The organism is Paraburkholderia sp. BL27I4N3 (assembly GCF_003386115.1).
Classification (GTDB): Bacteria; Pseudomonadota; Gammaproteobacteria; order Burkholderiales; family Burkholderiaceae; genus Paraburkholderia.
The window spans coordinates 4,162,521-4,182,362 of record NZ_QREJ01000001.1; the positions used below are offsets into that span (position 1 = coordinate 4,162,521).

Consider the following 19,842-nt stretch of genomic DNA (forward strand, 5'->3'; position numbering starts at 1 on the left):
AAACGGGCCGTTGCCCTACTTTCGTTGCCGGCAACAGCCCGTGCTGACTTGAGCTTTAACGCTTCAGTCGTTCACGCTCAACTTAACTTCGACTCAGGATAGCTTCTTCTTCAGCAGTTCGTTCACCTGCGCCGGATTGGCCTTGCCCTTCGTCGCTTTCATTGCCTGACCGATCAGCGCGTTGAATGCCTTTTCCTTGCCGGCGCGGAATTCCTCGACCGACTTCTGGTTCGCGGCGAGCACTTCGTCGATGATCGCTTCCAGCGCGCCGGTATCCGAAATCTGCTTCAGCCCCTTCGCTTCGATGATGCGGTCGGCGGCGGCTTCGTCGGTGGCTTTCTCTTCCCAGATCGCGAGGAAAATTTCCTTGGCGATCTTGTTGGAGATCGTGCCATCGGCGATACGCTGCAGCAGCAACGCGAGTTGCGCGGACGACACCGGGCTCCCGGCAATGTCGAGACCCTCGCGATTCAATTGCGACGACACTTCGCCCATCAGCCAGTTGGCGGCAACCTTGGCGTTGGCCGGACCGACCTTGCTCACCACCGCTTCGTAGTACGCGGCCATGGCTTTGCTGGAGGTCAGCACGTTAGCGTCGTACGGCGTCAAACCGTATTGCGACACGAAACGCTGTTGAATCGCCACCGGCAGCTCTGTCATCTCTGCCTTGACGCGCTCGATCCACGCCGCGTCGATCACGAGCGGCATCAGATCGGGATCGGGGAAATAGCGGTAATCGTGCGCGTCTTCCTTGCTGCGCATGGAGCGCGTTTCGCGCTTGTCCGGATCGTACAGACGCGTTTCCTGCACCACCGTGCCGCCGTCTTCGATCAACTCGATCTGACGGCGAACTTCGTACTGGATCGCTTCTTCGAGGAAGCGGAACGAGTTCAGGTTCTTGATCTCGGCACGCGTGCCGAATTCGGCCTGGCCGACCGGACGCACCGACACGTTCGCGTCGCAACGGAACGAGCCTTCCTGCATGTTGCCGTCGCAGATGCCGAGCCACGTGACGAGCGTATGCAGCGTCTTCGCGTAAGCGACCGCTTCGGCCGCGCTGCGCATTTCAGGCTCGGTGACGATTTCAAGCAGCGGCGTGCCGGCGCGATTCAGGTCGATGCCGGTCATGCCCGCGAAGTCTTCGTGCAGCGACTTGCCCGCGTCTTCTTCGAGGTGGGCGCGCGTGAGGTTGACGACCTTTTCGTAGGCTTCTTTACCCGCCTTTTCATTGGCCGGCACCTGAATCGTCACCTGACCGCCCTGCACGACGGGGATTTCGTACTGGCTGATCTGATAACCCTTCGGCAGATCGGGGTAGAAATAATTCTTTCGCGCGAAGATGCTGCGCGGCGCCACCGTTGCGCCGATCGCGAGACCGAACTGGATCGCGCGCTCCACAGCGCCGCGGTTCATTACCGGCAACGTGCCCGGCAACGCCAGATCGACGGGGCAGGCTTGCGTGTTCGGCGCGGCGCCGAATTGCGTCGAGGCGCCCGAAAAAATCTTCGACTGGGTCGACAGTTGCGCGTGGGTCTCCAGACCGATCACGACTTCCCATTGCTTGGTCATGGTGCTCACACTCCTGCCGGTGCCTGGCGGTGCCAGTCGGTCGCGCGCTGGAACGCGTCGGCCACCTGCAGCATCCGGGCTTCATTGAAATAGTTGCCGATGATCTGCAAACCGACCGGACGCTGCGCATTCGCGCCCGCACCGAAGCCGCACGGCACGCTCATGCCCGGCAAACCGGCAAGGCTCACCGACAGCGTGTAGATGTCGGCCAGATACATCTGCACCGGATCGTCGCCCTTCGCGCCGAGGTCCCACGCCACCGACGGCGCGACCGGTCCCATGATCACGTCGCACTGCTTGAACGCTTCCTGGAAGTCCTGCGCGATGATGCGGCGGATCTTCTGCGCCTGCAGGTAGTACGCGTCGTAATAGCCGTGCGACAGCACGTAGGCGCCGACCAGAATGCGGCGCTTCACTTCCGGGCCGAAACCTTCGGCGCGCGACTTCTTGTACATGTCGAGCAGATCGCGATACTCCGCCGCGCGATGACCGAAACGCACGCCGTCGAAACGCGACAGGTTCGACGAAGCCTCGGCCGGCGCGATCACGTAGTACACCGGAATCGACAACTCCGTTTTCGGCAGCGAGACTTCGACCAGCGTGGCGCCGAGCGCTTCGTATTGCTTCAACGCGGCGTCGATCGAGGCGCGCACGTCGTCGGCAAGACCGGCGCCGAAATACTCTTTCGGCAGGCCGATGCGCAGGCCGGCGAGCGGCTTGGCGGCGCCGTCTTCTTTCCACGGTTTGCCGAGGTAGCGCGTGTAGTCTTCGTCGTCGCGCACGAGGCTGGTCGAATCGCGTTCGTCGAAGCCGGCCATGGCGTTGAGCAGCGTGGCGCAATCCGCGGCGCTTTGCGCCATCGGACCGCCCTGATCCAGCGACGAGGCAAACGCGATCATGCCGTAACGCGATACTCGACCATACGTGGGCTTGATACCGGTGATGCCGGAGAACGACGCCGGCTGACGGATCGAGCCGCCGGTGTCCGTACCCGTTGCAGCGGGCGCGAGGCGCGCGGCGACGGCCGCAGCCGACCCACCCGACGAACCACCCGGCACAGCCTTAACATCCCACGGATTCTGCACGGGACCAAAGTACGAATTCTCGTTGGACGAGCCCATCGCGAACTCATCCATATTGGTCTTGCCCACGCACACCATGCCGGCGTTCTGCAGACGCGCGACCACGGTCGCGTCAAACGGGCTTTCGTAGTTCGACAGCATTTTCGAGCCGGCGGTGGAGCGCCAGCCCTTGGTGACGAACACGTCCTTGTGCGCGATCGGCAGGCCGACCAGCGGGCCGGCGTGGCCTGTATGAAGCAGCGCGTCCGCGGCTTTCGCCTGCGCGAGCGTCAGATCGGGATCGACCTGGATGAATGCGTTCAGGCTGTTGGCCGCGTCGATCCGCTTCAGATAGAGCTGCGCCAGTTCGACTGCGGAGCATTCCTTGGCCGTCAGTGCGGCGCGCAGTTCGGTCAAACTTTTTTCATGCATTGCGTTTTATCCTGAAGAGCGCGGCAGCGTAGTCACGCTGCCGTGGAGGCGTTCGGCTGCCCGCCGGCAACCCGAGCCGAGGAAGCCGGAGACGACGGTTATGCGAGCGTTGAAGCCACGAGTCGAGATGCCGCAAGTCGGCACTTCGTCTGGAGGCCCGCTCGCGTATCGCGCCGGGCTCGATGCGCGGGTGTTACTCGATCACCTTCGGCACGAGGTACAGGCCGTCCTGCACGGCGGGCGCCGGGCGTTGGAAAGCTTCGCGTTCGACCGTTTCGGTCACCGCGTCGTTACGCAAACGCAGCGCGACGTCTTCGATCTGCTCGATCGGGTGGGCAAGCGGCGCGATGCCGGTGGTATCGACCGCCTGCATCTGCTCGACGAGGCCGAAAAAATCGTTGAGCTGGACGAGCGTGTGCTCAGCGTCGGCGTCGGCCAGTTCGAGCCGCGCGAGATGCGCGATGCGTTTTACATCGGTCAGGGTCAGAGCCATGCAGTCACCGGAAAAATGTGGTGGACCGCCGCAGCAAGGAAAAAAACAATGCCGCGACAGCGGGTTACGACGCTGGAGGAAGACCTCGAAAAAGGGGCCAGCGGTGGCAAAAAGTGCCGTCCGTTTCCTTCAAAACATCCAAAATTATAAGGTATCATTACGCGTTCGACCCAAACCCGGACCGTCTTACCAAGGCCTTTCTGAACAATTCCCAAAGATAGTTCGGATTTTTCTGACCTGGCTTTGCATCGGCCTCCGGTAGACTCCCTCGCAGCTTCAAGTTCCTGTGGCGCCGCATCCGCCCGGTTGAAGCTGTTATTTTTTCCGCTGCCGCCCTGCGCAACCATTGCGAGGCCCGGCCCCCAGCGAGACAGGATTTTGAATGTTCGGTTTTTTGCGCAGCTACTTTTCCAACGATCTGGCCATTGACCTCGGCACGGCCAACACGCTCATCTACATGCGTGGCAAGGGCATCGTTCTTGATGAACCGTCGGTGGTGTCGATCCGCCAGGAAGGCGGTCCCAACGGCAAGAAAACCATCCAGGCAGTCGGCAAGGAAGCCAAGCAGATGCTCGGCAAGGTGCCGGGCAACATCGAGGCAATCCGCCCCATGAAAGACGGCGTGATCGCCGACTTCACCGTCACCGAGCAGATGATCAAGCAGTTCATCAAAACTGCTCACGAATCGCGCATGTTCTCGCCGTCGCCGCGCATCATCATTTGCGTGCCGTGCGGTTCGACCCAGGTCGAGCGCCGCGCCATTAAAGAAGCCGCGCACGGTGCGGGCGCTTCGCAGGTCTACCTCATTGAAGAACCCATGGCCGCGGCTATCGGCGCCGGCCTGCCGGTGTCGGAAGCCACGGGCTCGATGGTCGTCGACATCGGCGGCGGCACGACCGAAGTCGGCGTGATCTCGCTCGGCGGCATCGTGTACAAGGGCTCGGTGCGCGTGGGCGGCGACAAGTTCGACGAAGCGATCGTCAACTACATCCGCCGCAACTACGGCATGCTGATCGGCGAGCAAACCGCCGAAGCCATCAAGAAGGAAATCGGTTCCGCCTTCCCGGGTTCCGAAGTCAAGGAAATGGAAGTGAAGGGCCGCAATCTGTCGGAAGGCATTCCGCGCAGCTTCACCATCTCCAGCAACGAAATTCTCGAAGCCCTCACCGACCCGCTGAACCAGATCGTGTCGTCGGTGAAGATCGCGCTCGAACAAACGCCGCCGGAACTCGGCGCCGACATCGCCGAGCGCGGCATGATGCTCACGGGCGGTGGCGCACTGCTGCGCGATCTGGACCGTCTGCTCGCCGAAGAAACCGGCCTGCCGGTGCTCGTCGCCGAAGACCCGCTGACCTGCGTTGTGCGCGGCTCGGGCATGGCGCTCGAACGCATGGACAAGCTGGGCAGCATCTTCTCGTACGAGTAAGCGAGCCCGTCTTCATGTCAGTAGCGCGGATCAGGCAAACGGCTCCTTGCGGGCCGGTTTGCCGTTGGCTGGGCCTACCAGCCTCCGCGCGCTGAACGCGCCTTTCCCGCGCGCCGCCGTCTCACCCAACCGCTCACGCCCCCGGCGCCGACCATGGAATACAGTCCGCCGCCCCTGTTCAAGCAAGGACCGTCCGCCCTCGCACGACTCGTATTTTTTGTCTTGCTGGCGATCGCCCTGCTGATCTCCGACGCACGCTTCAAAACGCTCGAAATCGTTCGCGGCGTGCTCGGCGCGGGTCTTTATCCGTTGCAACGCGCCGCCCTCGTGCCGCGCGATATGTTCGTGGGCGCGGCCGACCTGGCCGTGACCAGCGCCACGCTGCGCAGCGAAAACGACAAACTGCGCACCAAAGATCTGCAGCTTTCGCAGCAAGCCAATACGGCCGCTGGGTTGGCGGCCGAGAACGCGCATTTGCGCGCGCTGCTGCAACTGTCGCAGCGCTCCACCACCGAATCGCTGCCCGCCGAAATCCAGTACGACACGCGTGATCCGTTCACGCAGAAGGTTGTGATTGGCCGGGGTGCGCAGCAAGGCATCCAGAACGGTTCGCCGGTCGTCAATGAAGACGGCGTGATTGGGCAGGTAACGCGCGTGTTCCCGCTGCAAGCCGAGGTGACGCTGCTCACGGACAAAGATCAGGCAGTGCCTGTGCAGATCGTGCGCACGGGTCTGCGCAGCGTGATTTACGGCACGCCGAAGGGCGACACTCTGGATCTGCGCTTCGTACCGATCAGCGCCGACATTCAGACGGGCGATGAACTCGTCACCAGCGGTCTGGACGGTGTGTATCCGCCGGGTCTGCCAGTCGCCAAGGTAGTGCGGGTCGACAAGCAGGCCGATACGGCGTTCGCGCGTGTGATCTGCCTGCCGGTCGCGCCGGTGCGCGGCGCGCGTCAGTTGCTGGTGCTGCATTACGTGAACAATGTGCCGCCGCGTCCGGCCGAAGAGCCCGACGCAGCCACGGCCGCGAAGGACGCAAAAGCGAAGAAAGGCGCCAAATCTGCCGACGGCAAGGCCGCGGCGGATAAATCCCAGGCAAAAGCCGGCGAAAAGGCCGCAGCCGAGAAACCCGCAACCGCCAAGCCCACCGAAAAAGCGCCGGCCAAACCGCCCGCAGCGGAGAAAAAGTCCGCCGCCGAAAAGAAACCGGCCGCCGAAAAGAACGCGAAGCCGCCAGCCAAGCCAGGGGCCCAGCCATGAACCGTCCGCAATACATCCTGCAGCCGGTCAATCCTTATTTCATCTCGTTCAGCCTCGCTGCGGCGTTCCTGCTGAACCTGATGCCGTGGGGGCGCCTCGTCGGCGTGCCGGACTTCGTCGCGCTCGTGTTGCTGTTCTGGAACGTGCACCAGCCGCGCAAAGTCGGCATGGGTATCGCGTTTTCGCTCGGTTTGCTGATGGATGTACACAACGCCAGCCTGCTCGGCGAGCACGCGCTGGCGTACACGTTGTTGTCGTACGGCGCGATCACGATTCACCGCCGCGTGCTGTGGATGTCGCTCGGCGTGCAGACCTTCGCGGTCATGCCGCTGCTGGTGGTCGCGCAACTGGTGCCGTTCGTGATCCGTCTGCTGACGGGCGCGGCGTTTCCGGGCTGGGGTTATCTGATCGACGGCTTCGTCGAAGCCGCGCTGTGGCCGGTCACCAGCATGCTGCTGCTGATGCCGCAGCGCCGCCCCGCCGATCCGGACGATACCCGGCCGATTTGATCCCGCATCGAGCGCGCCGGCCGTTCTTGCCAGAACCCACTTTCGCGGCCCGCTCGACGCGCATCGCTGTTCATGCCTCCCGGTTCCGGCCGGAAAAGGCGCACACTCATGATGGCCGTCACCCGGCCTTTTGCAGAATCGCATGACCGAATTCAAGGACACTCAGCAACAGCTCTCGAAGTTCCGCCTGCGCGTCGCGGCGGCGGGCCTGTTCGTGTTCGTCTGCTTCGGGCTGATCGGCTTCCGTTTCCTGTTTCTGCAGGTCTGGCACTACAGCAAATATTCGCTGCAGGCCGATGAAAACCGCATTTCGGTCGCGCCGATCGTCCCGAACCGCGGCATCATCACCGATCGCAACGGCGTGGTGCTGGCCAAGAACTACTCGGCCTACACGCTCGAACTGACGCCGTCGAAGCTGAACGACTCGATCGAAAACGTGATCGACAACCTGGCCACGGTTGTTTCAATCGACGCACGCGATCGCCGCCGCTTCAAGAAGCTGCAGGAAGACTCGAAGAACTTTGAGAGCCTGCCAATCCGCACCCGACTGACCGACGACGAAGTCGCGCGTTTCACCGCGCAGCGCTTCCGCTTTCCTGGCGTGGAAGTGCGCGCGCGCCTGTTCCGTCAATATCCGCTCGGGCCGACCGCGGCGCACGTGATCGGCTACATCGGCCGGATTTCGCAACGCGATCAGGACCGTATCGACGACGCCAGCGATCAGAACGACAGCGATCCGGACCACTACGATCCGCGTCTGGACGCGAATAACTACAAGGGCACCGACTACATCGGCAAGATCGGCGTCGAGCAGAGTTACGAGACCGAGTTGCACGGCCAGACCGGTTTCGAGGAAGTGGAAGTGACCGCCGGCGGCCGCCCGGTGCGGACGTTGTCGCGAACCCAGGCGACGCCTGGCAACAACCTCGTGCTGTCCCTGGACATCGGCTTGCAGCAGGTGGCCGAGCAGGCCTTCGCGGGCCGCCGCGGCGCGCTGGTCGCGATCGAACCGTCGACGGGCGACGTGCTCGCCTTTGTGTCCGCGCCGAGCTTCGATCCGAACTCGTTCGTCGACGGCATCGACCAGCAGACCTGGGACGATCTCAACAACTCGCCCGACCATCCGCTGCTCAACCGTCCGCTGCACGGCACCTATCCGCCGGGCTCGACCTACAAGCCGTTCATGGCGCTCGCCGCGCTCACGCTGCACAAGCGCACGCCGGGCTGGGGCTTCCAGGATCCCGGTTCGTACACCTTCGGCGGCCACACGTTCCGCAACGACGTGCGCTCGGGCCAAGGCTGGGTCGATATGAACCGCGCGATCGTGGTGTCGAACGACACGTATTTCTACATGCTCGCGCACGATCTCGGCGTCAACAATATCGCTAATTTCATGAAGCCGTGGGGCTTCGGCCAGATTACCGGCATCGACATTTCGGGCGAGGCGCGCGGCATCCTGCCGTCCACGGAATGGAAGCGCAAGGCGTACCGCAAGCCCGAGCAGCAACGCTGGTATGAAGGCGAAACGATCAGTCTCGGCATCGGCCAGGGCTACAACTCGTTCACCATTCTCCAGCTCGCTCACGCCACGGCCACGCTCGCGAACAACGGCGTCGTGATGAAGCCGCACCTCGTGCGCGACATCGAAAACCCAATCACGAAAGAGACGCGGCCGGTGGTGCGCGATCCGAGCGACAGGATTGCGGTCAAGCAATCGGACATCGACATCATCAAGCGCGCGATGGAAGGCGTCGTGACCAACGGCACGGCGTCGAAGCTGTTCATCGGCGCGCCGTATCAGGCGGCCGGCAAGACGGGTACGGCGCAGGTCTACTCGCTGCAGGGCGCGAACTACAAAGGCCACGCGGTCGCCGAGCATCTGCGCGACCACGCGCTCTTCATCGCGTTCGCACCAGCCGAGCAACCGAAGATCGCGCTCGCGCTAATTGTCGAAAACGGCGGCTGGGGTGCGGAAGCGGCAGGTCCGATTGCGCGCAAGGTGCTCGACTATTACCTTGTCGGCAAGAACAAGCCGGGTGCGCAGCAAGCGGCCATCGAGGCAGCGGCGTCGGCAACCGAGGATGCCTCCGCGCCGGAAGTCGGCGATGCGCCGCCGGCGCCGCAGGACGGCGTGCAGCCGGTCAAGGTCGCAGCGGGCTTCACCGCGCTGCCGATTCCCGGCGCGGCTTCGGCGGCAGCGGCGGCCTCCGCTGCGGCGGCCGCGAAGGCTGCGTCCGCGGCGGCGGCAGCTTCCGCCCCTGATGCCGCATCGGCACCGGTTGCCGCCTCGACGTCCGCGTCCACCGCCACGAAGAATCCGGCGTCGCGTAAATCCGGCGTCCCGCATAAACCCCGTCCGGCCAGCGAGCCGGCGCCGACAGCCGCCGCTGCGTCGCGCGATGGCGGCATTCAGGCCACGTCGCCACGCCAGCCGGTTTCCGGCGGCATCGACGAGTAAGGAGAAGGCATGCAATTCGACAAGCGCGCCTGGCTCGACCGCATCAAGCGGATGTTCGCGGGCTTCGATCGCCCGCTCGCACTGATCGTGTTTCTGCTGTTGTGCGTCGGCATCGTCACGCTGTACAGCGCGAGTCTGGATGTCCCCGGCCGCGTGGAAGACCAGTTGCGCAACATCATGCTGACCTTCGTGCTGATGTGGGCGCTCGCCAATGTGCCACCCACCACGCTGATGCGTTTCGCGGTTCCGCTCTATACATTCGGGATCGCGTTACTGGTCGCGGTGGCGCTATTCGGCCTCACGCGCAAAGGTGCGAAGCGTTGGATCAATGTCGGCGTGGTGATCCAGCCGTCGGAAATCCTGAAGATCGCCACGCCGCTGATGCTCGCCTGGTACTACCAGCGACGCGAAGGTGTAATGCGCTGGTACGACTTTCTGGTAGGTCTGGTGATTCTCGCCGTGCCGGTCGGCCTGATCGCCAAGCAGCCCGACCTCGGCACAGCCGTGCTGGTGTTCGCGGCCGGTCTCTTCGTGATTTACTTTGCTGGCCTGAGTTTCAAGCTGATCGTGCCGGTGCTGATTGCAGGTGTGATCGCGGTCGTGTCCATCGCCGCCTTCCAGGACAAAATCTGTCAACCGGAAGTGCAATGGCCGCTGATGCACGACTACCAGAAACACCGCATCTGCACGCTGCTCGATCCGACTTCCGATCCGCTCGGCAAGGGCTTCCATACCATTCAGGCGGTCATTGCGATCGGCTCGGGCGGCCCGCTTGGCAAAGGCTGGCTGAAGGGCACGCAGGCGCACCTGGAGTTCATCCCTGAGAAGCACACCGACTTCATTTTCGCCGTGTTCGCCGAAGAGTTCGGGCTGGCGGGCGGCGTCGTGCTGCTCACGCTATACATGCTGTTGATCGCGCGTGGGCTGTATATCGCGGCCAATGGCGCGACGCTCTTCGGACGCCTGTTAGCCGGCTCATTGACCATGGCGTTCTTCACCTACGCGTTCGTGAATATCGGCATGGTGAGCGGCATCTTGCCGGTGGTCGGCGTGCCGTTGCCATTCATGAGTTACGGTGGCACCGCGCTGACCACGCTGGGCGTCGCGATTGGCCTGATCATGAGCGTCGCGCGGCAGAAGCGGTTGATGCAGAGCTAGCGCGGCGGTGCCGCGCGGGCTTTGCCGGCGACTCCACAAGCAAAGGGACGCTCTTCACGGAGCGTCCCTTTTTGCATCCAGCGTCGTTATCAAAACACCGCGGTCTTACTGCGGCTTCACTTCCTTCTGATCCCGCAACTGCGCGCTGAGTTGCTGATACTTGAGCCGCGCCGCCGGATCGCCTTGCGCCGCGGCAGCCGCGTAATAAGCGCGCGCCACGTTGAGATTCTTCTCCACACCGTCGCCGCCCCGCTCATAGAACGAGCCGGCCACGTATTGCGCGGTCATGTCGCCGCCCTGCGCCGCCTTCTTGTACCAGACGAACGCCTGCTTGTTGTCGCGCTCAGTGCCGCGGCCATCGAGGAACTGATTGGCCAGCGCCAGCTCCGCCTGCACGTGTCCCTGCTCCGCCGCCCTCAGGAACCAGCGGTGCGCCTCAACCGGATCGCGCCCAACGAACTCGCCATCGTCGTACATCTTGCCGTACACGTATTGCGCGTGCGACATGTTGGCGTCGGCGGCCTTGCGCAGCCATTTCTTGCCTTCATCGACATTGACCGACGTGCCTTCGCCGTTGAGCAGCATCATCGCGTAGTTGAACTCGGCGAGACGGCTGCCGCGCTCGGCAGCTTTGCGGAACTCGACAAGCGCCGCAGCCAGATTGCCGGCGTTGTAGTCGGCGACCGCGGTTTGCGTCTCCGGATCATTCGACTTCGCGATCCGGCTGTCTTGCGCATAGGCCGCCACATTCGCCATCAATGCCGCTGTGAGCGCCAGACGCACCACGACGCACTGCACCATCCCCTTCATGACCTCACCTCCTGCAGCGCCTGGCGAGTCGCGCGCAACATCCACATGACGTCCGCGGCCAGAGCGATGAATCGAAAACCGGCATCGCGATGCTGCTTCGCACTCGCGACGTCCATGGCAAAAATACCGGCGGCAATGCCTGCCTTGTCCGCGGCGCTGACGATGCGCGTCATCGCGGCCTGCACGTCGGCGTGCTTCGAATCGCCGAGATGACCAAGGCTCGCGGCGAGATCCGCCGGCCCGACGAACAGGCAATCGACGCCCGGCGTCATCGCGATCTTTTCCACTTCCTGCAAGCCGCGCGCCGACTCGATCTGCACGATGGTCGCGATCTGAGCATTGGCCGTCTGCACGTAGTCACGCCGCATGCCGTAACCCGCGGCCCGCACCGCGCCGGCGACGCCGCGCTCACCGTCGAGCGCGCCAGCGGTCGGATATTGCGTGAGACGCACGGCGCGCGCCGCCTCGTCCGCGGACTCGATATTCGGGAACATCAGCGTGCGCGCGCCGGCATCCAGCACGCGCTTGACGAGCCATGCCTCGCTGGACGGCACGCGCACCACCGGCTCGCTCGGCAGATGCGCGGCGGCGATCGCGCGCAATTGCGAGGCGACGTCGCCGCTATCGTTCGGCGAGTGCTCCATGTCGATCAGCAGCCAGTCGTAACCGGCGTGCGCGAGCGCTTCGGCGGCGGCGTCGCTGCCGAGCGAGAGCCACAGTCCGAACAGCGGATCGGTTTCTTTAAGGCGTGACTTGAGGGGATTGGTGAAGGTGCTCATCGCCGCGCTCCCTCGCAGTGAAGCGGCGCTTCGCCTGAACTGCGGGAAAGCGTGCTGGCCTCGTGGGCCAGATGAGCACGCGGGCCGTGGCGGCCCGGCTGCCTGCTGCGACGCAATGCGGTGACCGGCATGTCTCGCTCCGTGTGGTTGTCGGAGCGATCATACCGTGACAATAACGCGAGGGTTTGGCCGCGCGAGCGGCCCGCGAGCGTCGGGTTACAGGCTTTAGTCGCGGACCACGTCGGCCCAGCAATTCGGCGTCTCGTACAGACGCAGCTTGTGCAGACGCAGATTCACGCCGTAGTGCGCGTCGTAGACGTTCGCGAGAATGTCGAACGCCACGGCGGCAAGATTTTCGACGGTGGGAATGCGATCGAGCACGACCGTCTTGTGGCCGGCCATCGTTTCCAGGAAACCGCGCACTTGGGTGTCGCCTTCATAAACGAGAAACGCGTGGTCCCACTTGTCGACGAGATGCTCGACGGCGAGCGACTTCACGTCGGCGAAGTCCATCACCATGCCTCGATCGGGCGCGCCTTCGGTGTCGACCAGATCGCCTTGCAGCGTGATTTCGAGCACATACCGATGACCGTGCAGATTACGGCACTGGCTGCGGTGATCGGGGATGCGGTGACCCGCGTCGAATTCGAGTTTTCGTGTAATCGTCAGCACGGCAAATCAGGGAATGTTCAGATACTTGTGGGTCTGCATCGACAGGCGCCATTGCGGATGGCGTTTGCACCAGTCGATCGCGAGCTTGGTGTTGAGGTCGCGCGACGGTCCGTCCATAGGCTGGACGAGGAAATACTCGAAGTCGAGCTTCGCATACTCGGACAAACGCTGGTTGTCCTGCGGAATCACAACCTTCAATTCGTTGCCCTTGGTCACGACGAGCGGTGCGTCGGCCTTCGGGCTCACGCAGATCCAGTCGATCGTTTCGAGCACCGGCAGCGAGCCGTTGGTTTCGATGGCGATCTCGAAGCCGGCGGCATGCAGCGCATCGACCAACGGTTGATCGATCTGCAGCATCGGCTCGCCGCCCGTGCACACCACGAAACGCTCGCCCTCGCTTTCGGGCCATTGCGACGCGATCATCTTCACGAGATCGTCAGCCGTGCGGTACTTGCCGCCGTTCTCGCCGTCGGTGCCGACAAAATCCGTATCGCAGAAGCGGCACACCGCCTCGGCGCGATCTTCTTCACGGCCCGACCACAGGTTGCAGCCGGCGAACCGGCAAAAGACAGCCGGACGCCCGGCATTCGAGCCCTCGCCCTGCAACGTGTAGAAGATTTCCTTGACCGCGTAAGTCATGCTGCTTTCTGCCCTCTATTCCTGAAAAATTAATGCCTGAGTTGCGCTGCTGCGCCGCGCGTCATCAGAGCGGCGCCTCGGTGACCTTCTCACCCGACAGATACGCCTCATAACCGCGCTTGCGCAAACGGCATGCCGGGCATTCGCCGCAACCGAAACCCCATGCATGCAATTCAGCGCGTTCGCCGACATAGCACGTATGCGTCTCGACGCGCACCAACTCAACCAGCTCGTCGCCGCCGAGTTCGTGTGCGAGACGCCACGTGTCGGCTTTGTCCAGCCACATCAACGGTGTTTCGAGCAGGACGCGCGTGTCCATGCCAAGGTTCAACGCGACTTGCAACGCCTTCATGGTGTCGTCGCGGCAATCGGGATAGCCCGAGAAATCCGTCTCGCACATACCGCCGACCAGCACCTGCAAACCACGTCGATAGGCAATCGCCGCCGCGATGGTCATGAACATCAGATTGCGGCCCGGCACGAACGTGTTCGGCAAACCGTTCGCCGTAGCTTCGATCTCGATCTCGCGCGTCATGGCGGTATCGCTGATCGCGCCGAGCACCGACAGATCGATCATGTGGTCGTCGCCGAGGCGCTCGGCCCATGCCGGAAACGCGCGCGCGACCGCATTGCGAAACCCCTCGCGGCATTCCAGTTCGACGCGGTGCCGCTGACCGTAATCGAAGCCCAGTGTCTCGACCGTTTCATAACGTTCGAGCGCCCAGGCGAGACATGTGGCGGAATCCTGGCCGCCGGAAAACAGCACCAGAGCGCTACGTTTAGCGTCTTTGCGGATCACCGTGAAACTCCGTGAATGAAGAGTGCCACGTCGCGCTGCGCGAGGTGCGCCATGCAAGCAACGCGGCGCGACGCGTGCCGGCACTGCTGCCGGCCCAAAGCAGTATAGGCCGCGCCTTTCGCATGCAGAGTCGCTGGGGCTTATACCGTTAATCGTCGGGCGAAGGGTTCGGTGCTAATAGCGGCGTTGCCGCGCGGCACTCAGGCGACGCACTTACGTGCAAGTCCTTGAACTGGCGCGATTTTATCACGCGACGCCAAACGCCGCCGAGCGCGCCCCGCACACGTGGCGCACGCAAGCCGAAGCAACGCTGCCCGTGACGCCCATCGCATCAGATGCACAAAAAGGAAAAGCCCCAGGAATCTTGCGATTTCCTGGGGCTGAATCCTGGTGGCCTGGGACGGAATCGAACCATCGACACGCGGATTTTCAATCCGCTGCTCTACCAACTGAGCTACCGGGCCAACGAAGAACGAAATGATATCAAAGGGTCAGCGCTCCGACAAGCCCCTTCTCGAAAAATTCTGTGGTAGCGAAATCCGCATGATCAACGCCGGCTTCACTTCCGCGGTTCACTCACCTTTGTTTTTGCCGAGATCCACGCCGAGCTGCTTGAGCTTGCGATACAAGTGCGTCCGCTCCAGCCCGGTCTTCTCCGCCACGCGCGTCATGCTGCCGTTCTCGCGCGCGAGGTGATATTCGAAGTACGCGCGCTCGAACGCGTCGCGTGCGTCACGCAGCGGAATGTCGAACGAGATCGAGGCCGTTTGCGCAGCCAGCGCGCCGCTGCCCATGCCGTCGGTGGAGAGCATCGGCAATGCCGCCGCCGAAGCGACCGCCGAAACACTTACCGGCAACACCGGCTTGGCCGCCGCGCCGCCGGGCGCACCCGCTGCCGTGCCCCGTGCGAGACCCTGTTCGACCGCCTTCAGCAGCTTCTGCAGCGCAATCGGCTTCTCGAGGAAATTGAGCGCGCCGATCTTGGTTGCTTCAACCGCCGTGTCGATGGTTGCGTGGCCGGACATCATGATCACCGGCATGGTCAGTTGCCCTTGCGCGGCCCATTCCTTAAGCAAGGTCACGCCGTCGGTGTCGGGCATCCAGATGTCGAGCAGCACCAGGTCAGGCGCCTGGCGCAAACGGAATTCGCGCGCTTCCTGCGCGTTTTCCGCGGCCTCCACGACATGCCCTTCGTCGCTCAGGATCTCCGAGAGCAATTCCCGGATGCCCATTTCATCATCTACCACCAGGATGGTTGCCATTTACGCTGCCCTTGTCTGCACTGTTGCTTTTGTCTTTCCCTGCGCCGCACCGCCGTGCGCCGGACGCGGCCCTGTTCCGGGTGCCACGCCATCGTCTGCCAGTTGAAGGAAGAGGATCGAAATCTGCGCGCCCTCGATGACATCTCCCGCTTTCATGCGATTGCGGATGTCGATGCGCGCGCCGTGTTCATCGACGATCTTCTTGACCATCGCAAGACCCAGGCCCGTACCTTTGGCCTTGGTCGTTACGTAAGGTTCGAATGCACGTGTGAGGATACGCGCCGGAAAGCCCGCTCCGTTATCCGACACCGTCAGACGCACCGCGACGCGGACTTTGCCTTCCGCGTCGGGGTCTCCGTATTCTACTGTCCTCGTCTCGAGCAACACACGCGGATGCTCGAGGTCCGCCACCGCATCCTGCGCGTTCTGCAGCAGGTTGTGAATCACCTGACGCAATTGCGTCGCGTCGCCACGAATCGCCGGCAATGCGGCGAGCTCCACCTGAATGGCGCCCTTGCCTTCTTCGATACCGTACAGCGTGAGCACTTCGCTGACCAGATCGTTTAGCTGCAAATGGGCGAGCACCGCCGGCGGCGTACGCGCGTAATCGCGGAAGTTGTCGACCATCTGCTTCATCGCGGCGACCTGGTTCACGATCGTGGTCGCGCCGCGCTTCAAGACATCGGCATCGGATGGCGAGAGCTTGTCGGCGAGTTTCATCTGCAGACGTTCGGCGGAGAGCTGGATCGGCGTGAGCGGATTCTTGATCTCGTGCGCGAGCCGCCGCGCGACTTCGCCCCACGCGATGGAACGCTGCGCGGAGATCACGTCCGAGATATCGTCGAACACCACGACGTAGCCGGAAGTCTGCATGTCTTCCGCGTCGCGGTCCGTCGCCGAGACAAGCCGCGCACCGCGCACGAGCAAGGTAAGCGGCTCGGTTTCGTCCGGCACCTGCACGGAAAACTGCTGCTGCCAGTGACCGCGATCGTCGTGACCATCGCCGCTCGCCGCTTCGCGATCGGCAAACGCCTTGCGCACCATCCCGCCGAATTCGCTCAGCACGCCGATCTGATCCAAAGCCGAACCCATCACCGCCTGGAACGGCTGACGGAAAATCCGCTCGGCGCCACGATTCGCGGTGGTCAGTCTGAATTGCCGGTCGAACACGAACACGCCCGCAGTCAGGTTCGCGAGAATGCTTTCCAGATACGCCTTCGAGTGTTCAAGCGCGATGCGGTTGTTCTCGACCGCCGCGCGCGCTTCGGACAACTGCCGCGTCATCGCATTGAACGACTGCGTGAGAAAGCCCAGTTCGTCGCGCGATTTGATTTCGCGCTTCGGCGTGTAATCGCCTTCCGTGATTTCCTTGGTGCCTTGCGCCAGCAGGAACAATGGCCGCGCGAGCTGATTGCCGAGCGCGAGTGCGAGCATCATCGCGATGAAGGTGGCGAGGAACAGCGCGAGCGTCAGTGTGCCGATATACATCTTGCGCAGGCCCGTACGGCCGAGCGCCTTCTCCTGGTACTCGCGATAGGCGCGCTGCACCGCGTCGGCATTGCGCGCGAGCGTGGGCGAAACCGGCTGCGTGAGTTGCAGGAAGCGTTCGGTGGGCTGCAACAGCGCGGCGTTCGAATCGGGAATGCGTTGCACCACCCGCAGCCGCAACACGCCCTTGCTGCCATGCGCGTGAGGATCGCCGTCCACTTCGCCTTCGATCGCCGCATAGCCACGGCCGCGCGCCTGTTCGATCATCAACGGCGTGGGCAAATCGTTCGGCACGAGCGTCGCGTAGTTGCCGGAGGCCTGCGCGACCACGTGCATGTCGGGCGTCGCGCCCGACATGCTGCGCGTAGGTTCGACGATCGTCGCATCCTGCACGCCGAACTGGTCGCGCAAACGCAGCAGCGTGAGCGTGGTGCCGGCGGCGTCCGCGCTCGCCAACTGTTCCGACATCAAGCGGCCCTTGGTTTGCAGATCGGACAGCGACGCGTCGAGCATGCCGCGCCCGAGATTCAAACCGGACGTGAGCGCTGTTTCGACATTCACATCGAACCACGACTCGATACTGCGCGACACGAACTGATACGACACGACGTAGATGATGCCGCCCGGCACCACGCCGACCAGCGCCATGAAGAACGCAAGTTTCGCCAATAGCCGCGTGCCGAACTTACCCTTTCTCAGCCGCGCGATGATGATGATGACGAGCGTCGCCACCACCAGCAAAAAGATCATCGCGACCACGAGGTTGGCGGCGTAGAGCCACTGGTAATAGCGGTCGAAGAATTCGGTGTTCGCGCTGGCCGCGGCGAGCAGCACGAGCAGCAGCACGGCCGTCACGGCGACCGTCGACACCAGCACGCGCACGACGATGCTGCTGACACTGGTAGCGGAGCGCACTTTATTTAGCACGTTCGGTCACCGTGAAGGTAAAGCGCTTCCATTCGGAAGCGAGATTCCAGTCGCGGTTGTTCACCGCGTCGATCTGAAACGGCTTGGGCATCAGCGCGATGTCGAGTTGCATGCGCACCGACGCGTTATACGTCTCGCCGACGCGCACCTCATTGCGATCGATCACGTGCCACGACGTGATGTGCTTGATCACCGCGAGCGCATCCTTGAGCGTGGCGAAGCCGAGCTGCAAACCGCCGGACGACACGCTCGACACGCGGTATTCGCGCGTGAGCGGCTGGAACGACAGGCGAATGCTTTGCGACACGCTCACCGGCTGCTCGTCGAACCAGTACCAGCGCGGCCGGCTTAGTTCGAAGTCGGTCGTGAAATAGAGCGGAATGCCTTTATTGACCGCGTCTTCGAGGTTGCTGTTCAGATCGAAGTCGAAACGTGCGTCGAGATTCCAACCCGTGTTGTCGGCTTGCAGCGATGCACGCTGCACCGCGATCGAATCAGCATGCGCCACGCCCGGCGCCGCCAGCCATACGGCCAGCGCGATCCAGAGCACGGCAGCGAGCCGAAGCGGGAAGAAGCGTTTGATGGTCACCGTTTCTGAAAGCGCGCGTAGAAGAATCCGTCGTGGTCTGAGTTCGCGCCGGCGCTGTCTTCAGCGGGTTGTCCGGCATGAGAACCGGCCGATGTGTCGGCGGGCGCGCGAGCGACTGAAGGCAACAGTTGCCCCGGCGCGTCCAATCGTACCGCATCCTGATACTTGTTTCCAAACCACTGCGCCTGCAACTCGCCTTCTTCGGGAAAGATCGAACAGGTAACGTAGAGCAACTCGCCGCCTGGTTTCACGAGCGGCCAGAGCGCGTCGAGAATGCGGCGCTGCTCGGCAACCAGCGCCGGAATGTCGGATGCGCGGCGCAGCCAGCGGATATCCGGATGACGCCGCACGATGCCCGACGCCGAACACGGCACGTCGGCCAGAATGCGGTCGAACGGCGGGTCGATGTCGTCGTGCCATTTTGCGGGCGCGCCCGCGTCGCCGATCCGCACTTCCGCTTCGAGCTTGAGCCGCTGCAGATTTTCGCCGATACGGCGCGCGCGCGACGCGTCGCTTTCGAGCGCGACGAGCTGAAGGTTGGCCAGTTCAAGCAGATGGCCGGTCTTGCCGCCCGGCGCCGCGCAGGCGTCGAGCACACGCATGCCGTCGCGCACGTCGAGTAGCGGCGCGGCGAGCTGCGCGCCGGCGTCCTGCACCGAGACGACGCCGTCGCTGAAGCCCGGAATGCGGTCGACCGGCATCGGCGTGGCGAGCTTGACGGCGTAGTCGCCGGCCCTGCTCGCCGCAATGTGATGGTTTTGCAGCATTTGCAAGTAGGCGTCGACCGTCGATTGACGCGCGTTCACGCGCAGCGTCAGCGGGCCTTGTGTGTTGCCGGCGGCTAGCACCGACTGCCATGCGTCGGGCCACGCGCGCTTCACGGCATCGATCCACCATGCCGGATAGTTCCAGCGTGCGACTTCGTCGGCTTGCGCGGCGCTCAATAGCGTTTCGCGTTCGCGCAGGAAACCGCGCAGCACGGCGTTGACGAGGCCCTTCGCAAAGGCAAATTCACGGCGCGCGCCGATCGCGCTCACTGCCTGATCGACGACCGTGAACGGTGCGTAGGCAGCGTTCGCTTCGTCGTCGATGAGCAGGGCCAGCGAGCACGCGAGCACATGGCCAACGTGCGGCGGCGGCGCCTTTTTCACCAGCTTCGCGATCAGCCACTCGGCAATCGCGAGACGTCGCATGGTGCGATAGGCGATGTCCTGCACTGCGCCACGCGCCGCGGCAACGCTGGCCTCCGGCGCGGACACGAAGACGGATTGCAGCGCGGCTGGCAACGCTGCGCCGAGACGCACGGCGCCGACCGCCTGGCCCGCGCAGTCGAGCGCGAAGCCGAGCGATTCGGGCGCGAGATGCAGCATCGACAAACGTGATTCGCGCGGGCGCACCGATGAGGAAGCGGTACGCGAAGAAGGCTTTGTGGTCATGAAGAAGACTAAGGCGGGCCGCGCGGGAGCGCGCGACGCAATCAACACGCATTGTAGCGTGGCGCGCGACGC

At 63.4% G+C, this 19,842-nt stretch carries 17 protein-coding genes and 1 tRNA gene; 5 read left to right on the plus strand and 13 right to left on the minus strand.

All coding sequences use genetic code 11. The features are described from left to right. Positions 1 to 93: 93 nt before the first annotated feature. The 3 genes from gatB to gatC all read right to left on the minus strand — a co-directional run bounded on the left by gatB (position 94) and on the right by gatC (position 3,555). Positions 94 to 1,569 (minus strand): Asp-tRNA(Asn)/Glu-tRNA(Gln) amidotransferase subunit GatB, encoded by a 1,476-nt coding sequence (gene gatB / locus B0G71_RS18835; protein WP_116143354.1) that lies wholly within the window; start codon positions 1,567 to 1,569, stop codon positions 94 to 96. Positions 1,570 to 1,574: 5 nt separating this feature from the next. After that, a complete protein-coding gene (gene gatA / locus B0G71_RS18840) occupies positions 1,575 to 3,062 on the minus strand; it encodes an Asp-tRNA(Asn)/Glu-tRNA(Gln) amidotransferase subunit GatA (protein WP_116143356.1) in 1,488 nt (495 codons plus the stop codon). Positions 3,063 to 3,255: 193 nt separating this feature from the next. Next, positions 3,256 to 3,555, minus strand: a complete 300-nt coding sequence (gene gatC, locus B0G71_RS18845) for an Asp-tRNA(Asn)/Glu-tRNA(Gln) amidotransferase subunit GatC (protein WP_105511670.1) — start codon at positions 3,553 to 3,555, stop codon at positions 3,256 to 3,258. 382 nt (positions 3,556 to 3,937) lie between these two features. Between gatC and B0G71_RS18850 the strand changes: the two genes are divergently transcribed. From B0G71_RS18850 to rodA, 5 genes are all read left to right on the plus strand, one after another. Next, on the plus strand, positions 3,938 to 4,981 hold the full coding sequence (locus tag B0G71_RS18850; protein ID WP_004189550.1) for a rod shape-determining protein: 1,044 nt from the start codon (positions 3,938 to 3,940) through the stop codon (positions 4,979 to 4,981). 153 nt (positions 4,982 to 5,134) lie between these two features. After that, a complete protein-coding gene (gene mreC, locus B0G71_RS18855) occupies positions 5,135 to 6,244 on the plus strand; it encodes a rod shape-determining protein MreC (RefSeq protein WP_116143358.1) in 1,110 nt (369 codons plus the stop codon). Beyond that, positions 6,241 to 6,753: a rod shape-determining protein MreD gene (gene mreD, locus B0G71_RS18860; protein ID WP_095417751.1), complete on the plus strand. Its 513-nt coding sequence runs from the start codon at positions 6,241 to 6,243 to the stop codon at positions 6,751 to 6,753. Before mreC ends, mreD begins: the two co-directional genes overlap by 4 nt. Positions 6,754 to 6,895: 142 nt before the next feature. Then, positions 6,896 to 9,211: a penicillin-binding protein 2 gene (gene mrdA / locus B0G71_RS18865; protein WP_116148703.1), complete on the plus strand. Its 2,316-nt coding sequence runs from the start codon at positions 6,896 to 6,898 to the stop codon at positions 9,209 to 9,211. A 9-nt stretch (positions 9,212 to 9,220) separates the two neighbouring features. Beyond that, complete coding sequence (gene rodA, locus B0G71_RS18870; protein ID WP_116143360.1) at positions 9,221 to 10,369, plus strand: rod shape-determining protein RodA; 1,149 nt, start codon at positions 9,221 to 9,223, stop codon at positions 10,367 to 10,369. Positions 10,370 to 10,474: 105 nt separating this feature from the next. On the opposite strand, the gene B0G71_RS18875 is transcribed toward rodA, so the two are convergent. The 10 genes from B0G71_RS18875 to rsmB all read right to left on the minus strand — a co-directional run bounded on the left by B0G71_RS18875 (position 10,475) and on the right by rsmB (position 19,770). Further along, entirely contained in the window at positions 10,475 to 11,179 is a 705-nt protein-coding gene (locus B0G71_RS18875; RefSeq protein WP_116143362.1) for a tetratricopeptide repeat protein, read from the minus strand. Beyond that, positions 11,176 to 11,958, minus strand: a complete 783-nt coding sequence (locus B0G71_RS18880) for an HpcH/HpaI aldolase/citrate lyase family protein (protein ID WP_116143364.1) — start codon at positions 11,956 to 11,958, stop codon at positions 11,176 to 11,178. The genes B0G71_RS18875 and B0G71_RS18880 overlap by 4 nt, the downstream gene beginning before the upstream one ends. Positions 11,959 to 12,183: 225 nt before the next feature. After that, entirely contained in the window at positions 12,184 to 12,627 is a 444-nt protein-coding gene (queD, locus tag B0G71_RS18885; protein ID WP_090518804.1) for a 6-carboxytetrahydropterin synthase QueD, read from the minus strand. Between the two features lie 9 nt (positions 12,628 to 12,636). Beyond that, positions 12,637 to 13,269, minus strand: a complete 633-nt coding sequence (queE, locus tag B0G71_RS18890; RefSeq protein ID WP_116143366.1) for a 7-carboxy-7-deazaguanine synthase — start codon at positions 13,267 to 13,269, stop codon at positions 12,637 to 12,639. Between the two features lie 64 nt (positions 13,270 to 13,333). After that, complete coding sequence (gene queC, locus B0G71_RS18895; RefSeq protein ID WP_116143368.1) at positions 13,334 to 14,068, minus strand: 7-cyano-7-deazaguanine synthase QueC; 735 nt, start codon at positions 14,066 to 14,068, stop codon at positions 13,334 to 13,336. 388 nt (positions 14,069 to 14,456) lie between these two features. Then, positions 14,457 to 14,532, minus strand: a tRNA-Phe gene (locus B0G71_RS18900). Positions 14,533 to 14,640: 108 nt separating this feature from the next. After that, positions 14,641 to 15,330 carry a response regulator transcription factor EsaR gene (gene esaR, locus B0G71_RS18905; protein WP_116143370.1) on the minus strand — a complete coding sequence of 230 codons (690 nt, stop codon included), beginning with the start codon at positions 15,328 to 15,330 and terminating at the stop codon, positions 14,641 to 14,643. Beyond that, positions 15,331 to 17,745, minus strand: a complete 2,415-nt coding sequence (locus tag B0G71_RS18910; protein WP_116143372.1) for a PAS domain-containing sensor histidine kinase — start codon at positions 17,743 to 17,745, stop codon at positions 15,331 to 15,333. After that, the gene (locus B0G71_RS18915) at positions 17,735 to 18,334 is read right to left on the minus strand and encodes a DUF4390 domain-containing protein (RefSeq protein WP_116143374.1); all 600 of its coding nucleotides are present in this window, start codon (positions 18,332 to 18,334) and stop codon (positions 17,735 to 17,737) included. Before B0G71_RS18915 ends, B0G71_RS18910 begins: the two co-directional genes overlap by 11 nt. After that, positions 18,331 to 19,770: a 16S rRNA (cytosine(967)-C(5))-methyltransferase RsmB gene (rsmB, locus tag B0G71_RS18920; RefSeq protein ID WP_116143376.1), complete on the minus strand. Its 1,440-nt coding sequence runs from the start codon at positions 19,768 to 19,770 to the stop codon at positions 18,331 to 18,333. Before rsmB ends, B0G71_RS18915 begins: the two co-directional genes overlap by 4 nt. Positions 19,771 to 19,842 lie beyond the last annotated feature (72 nt).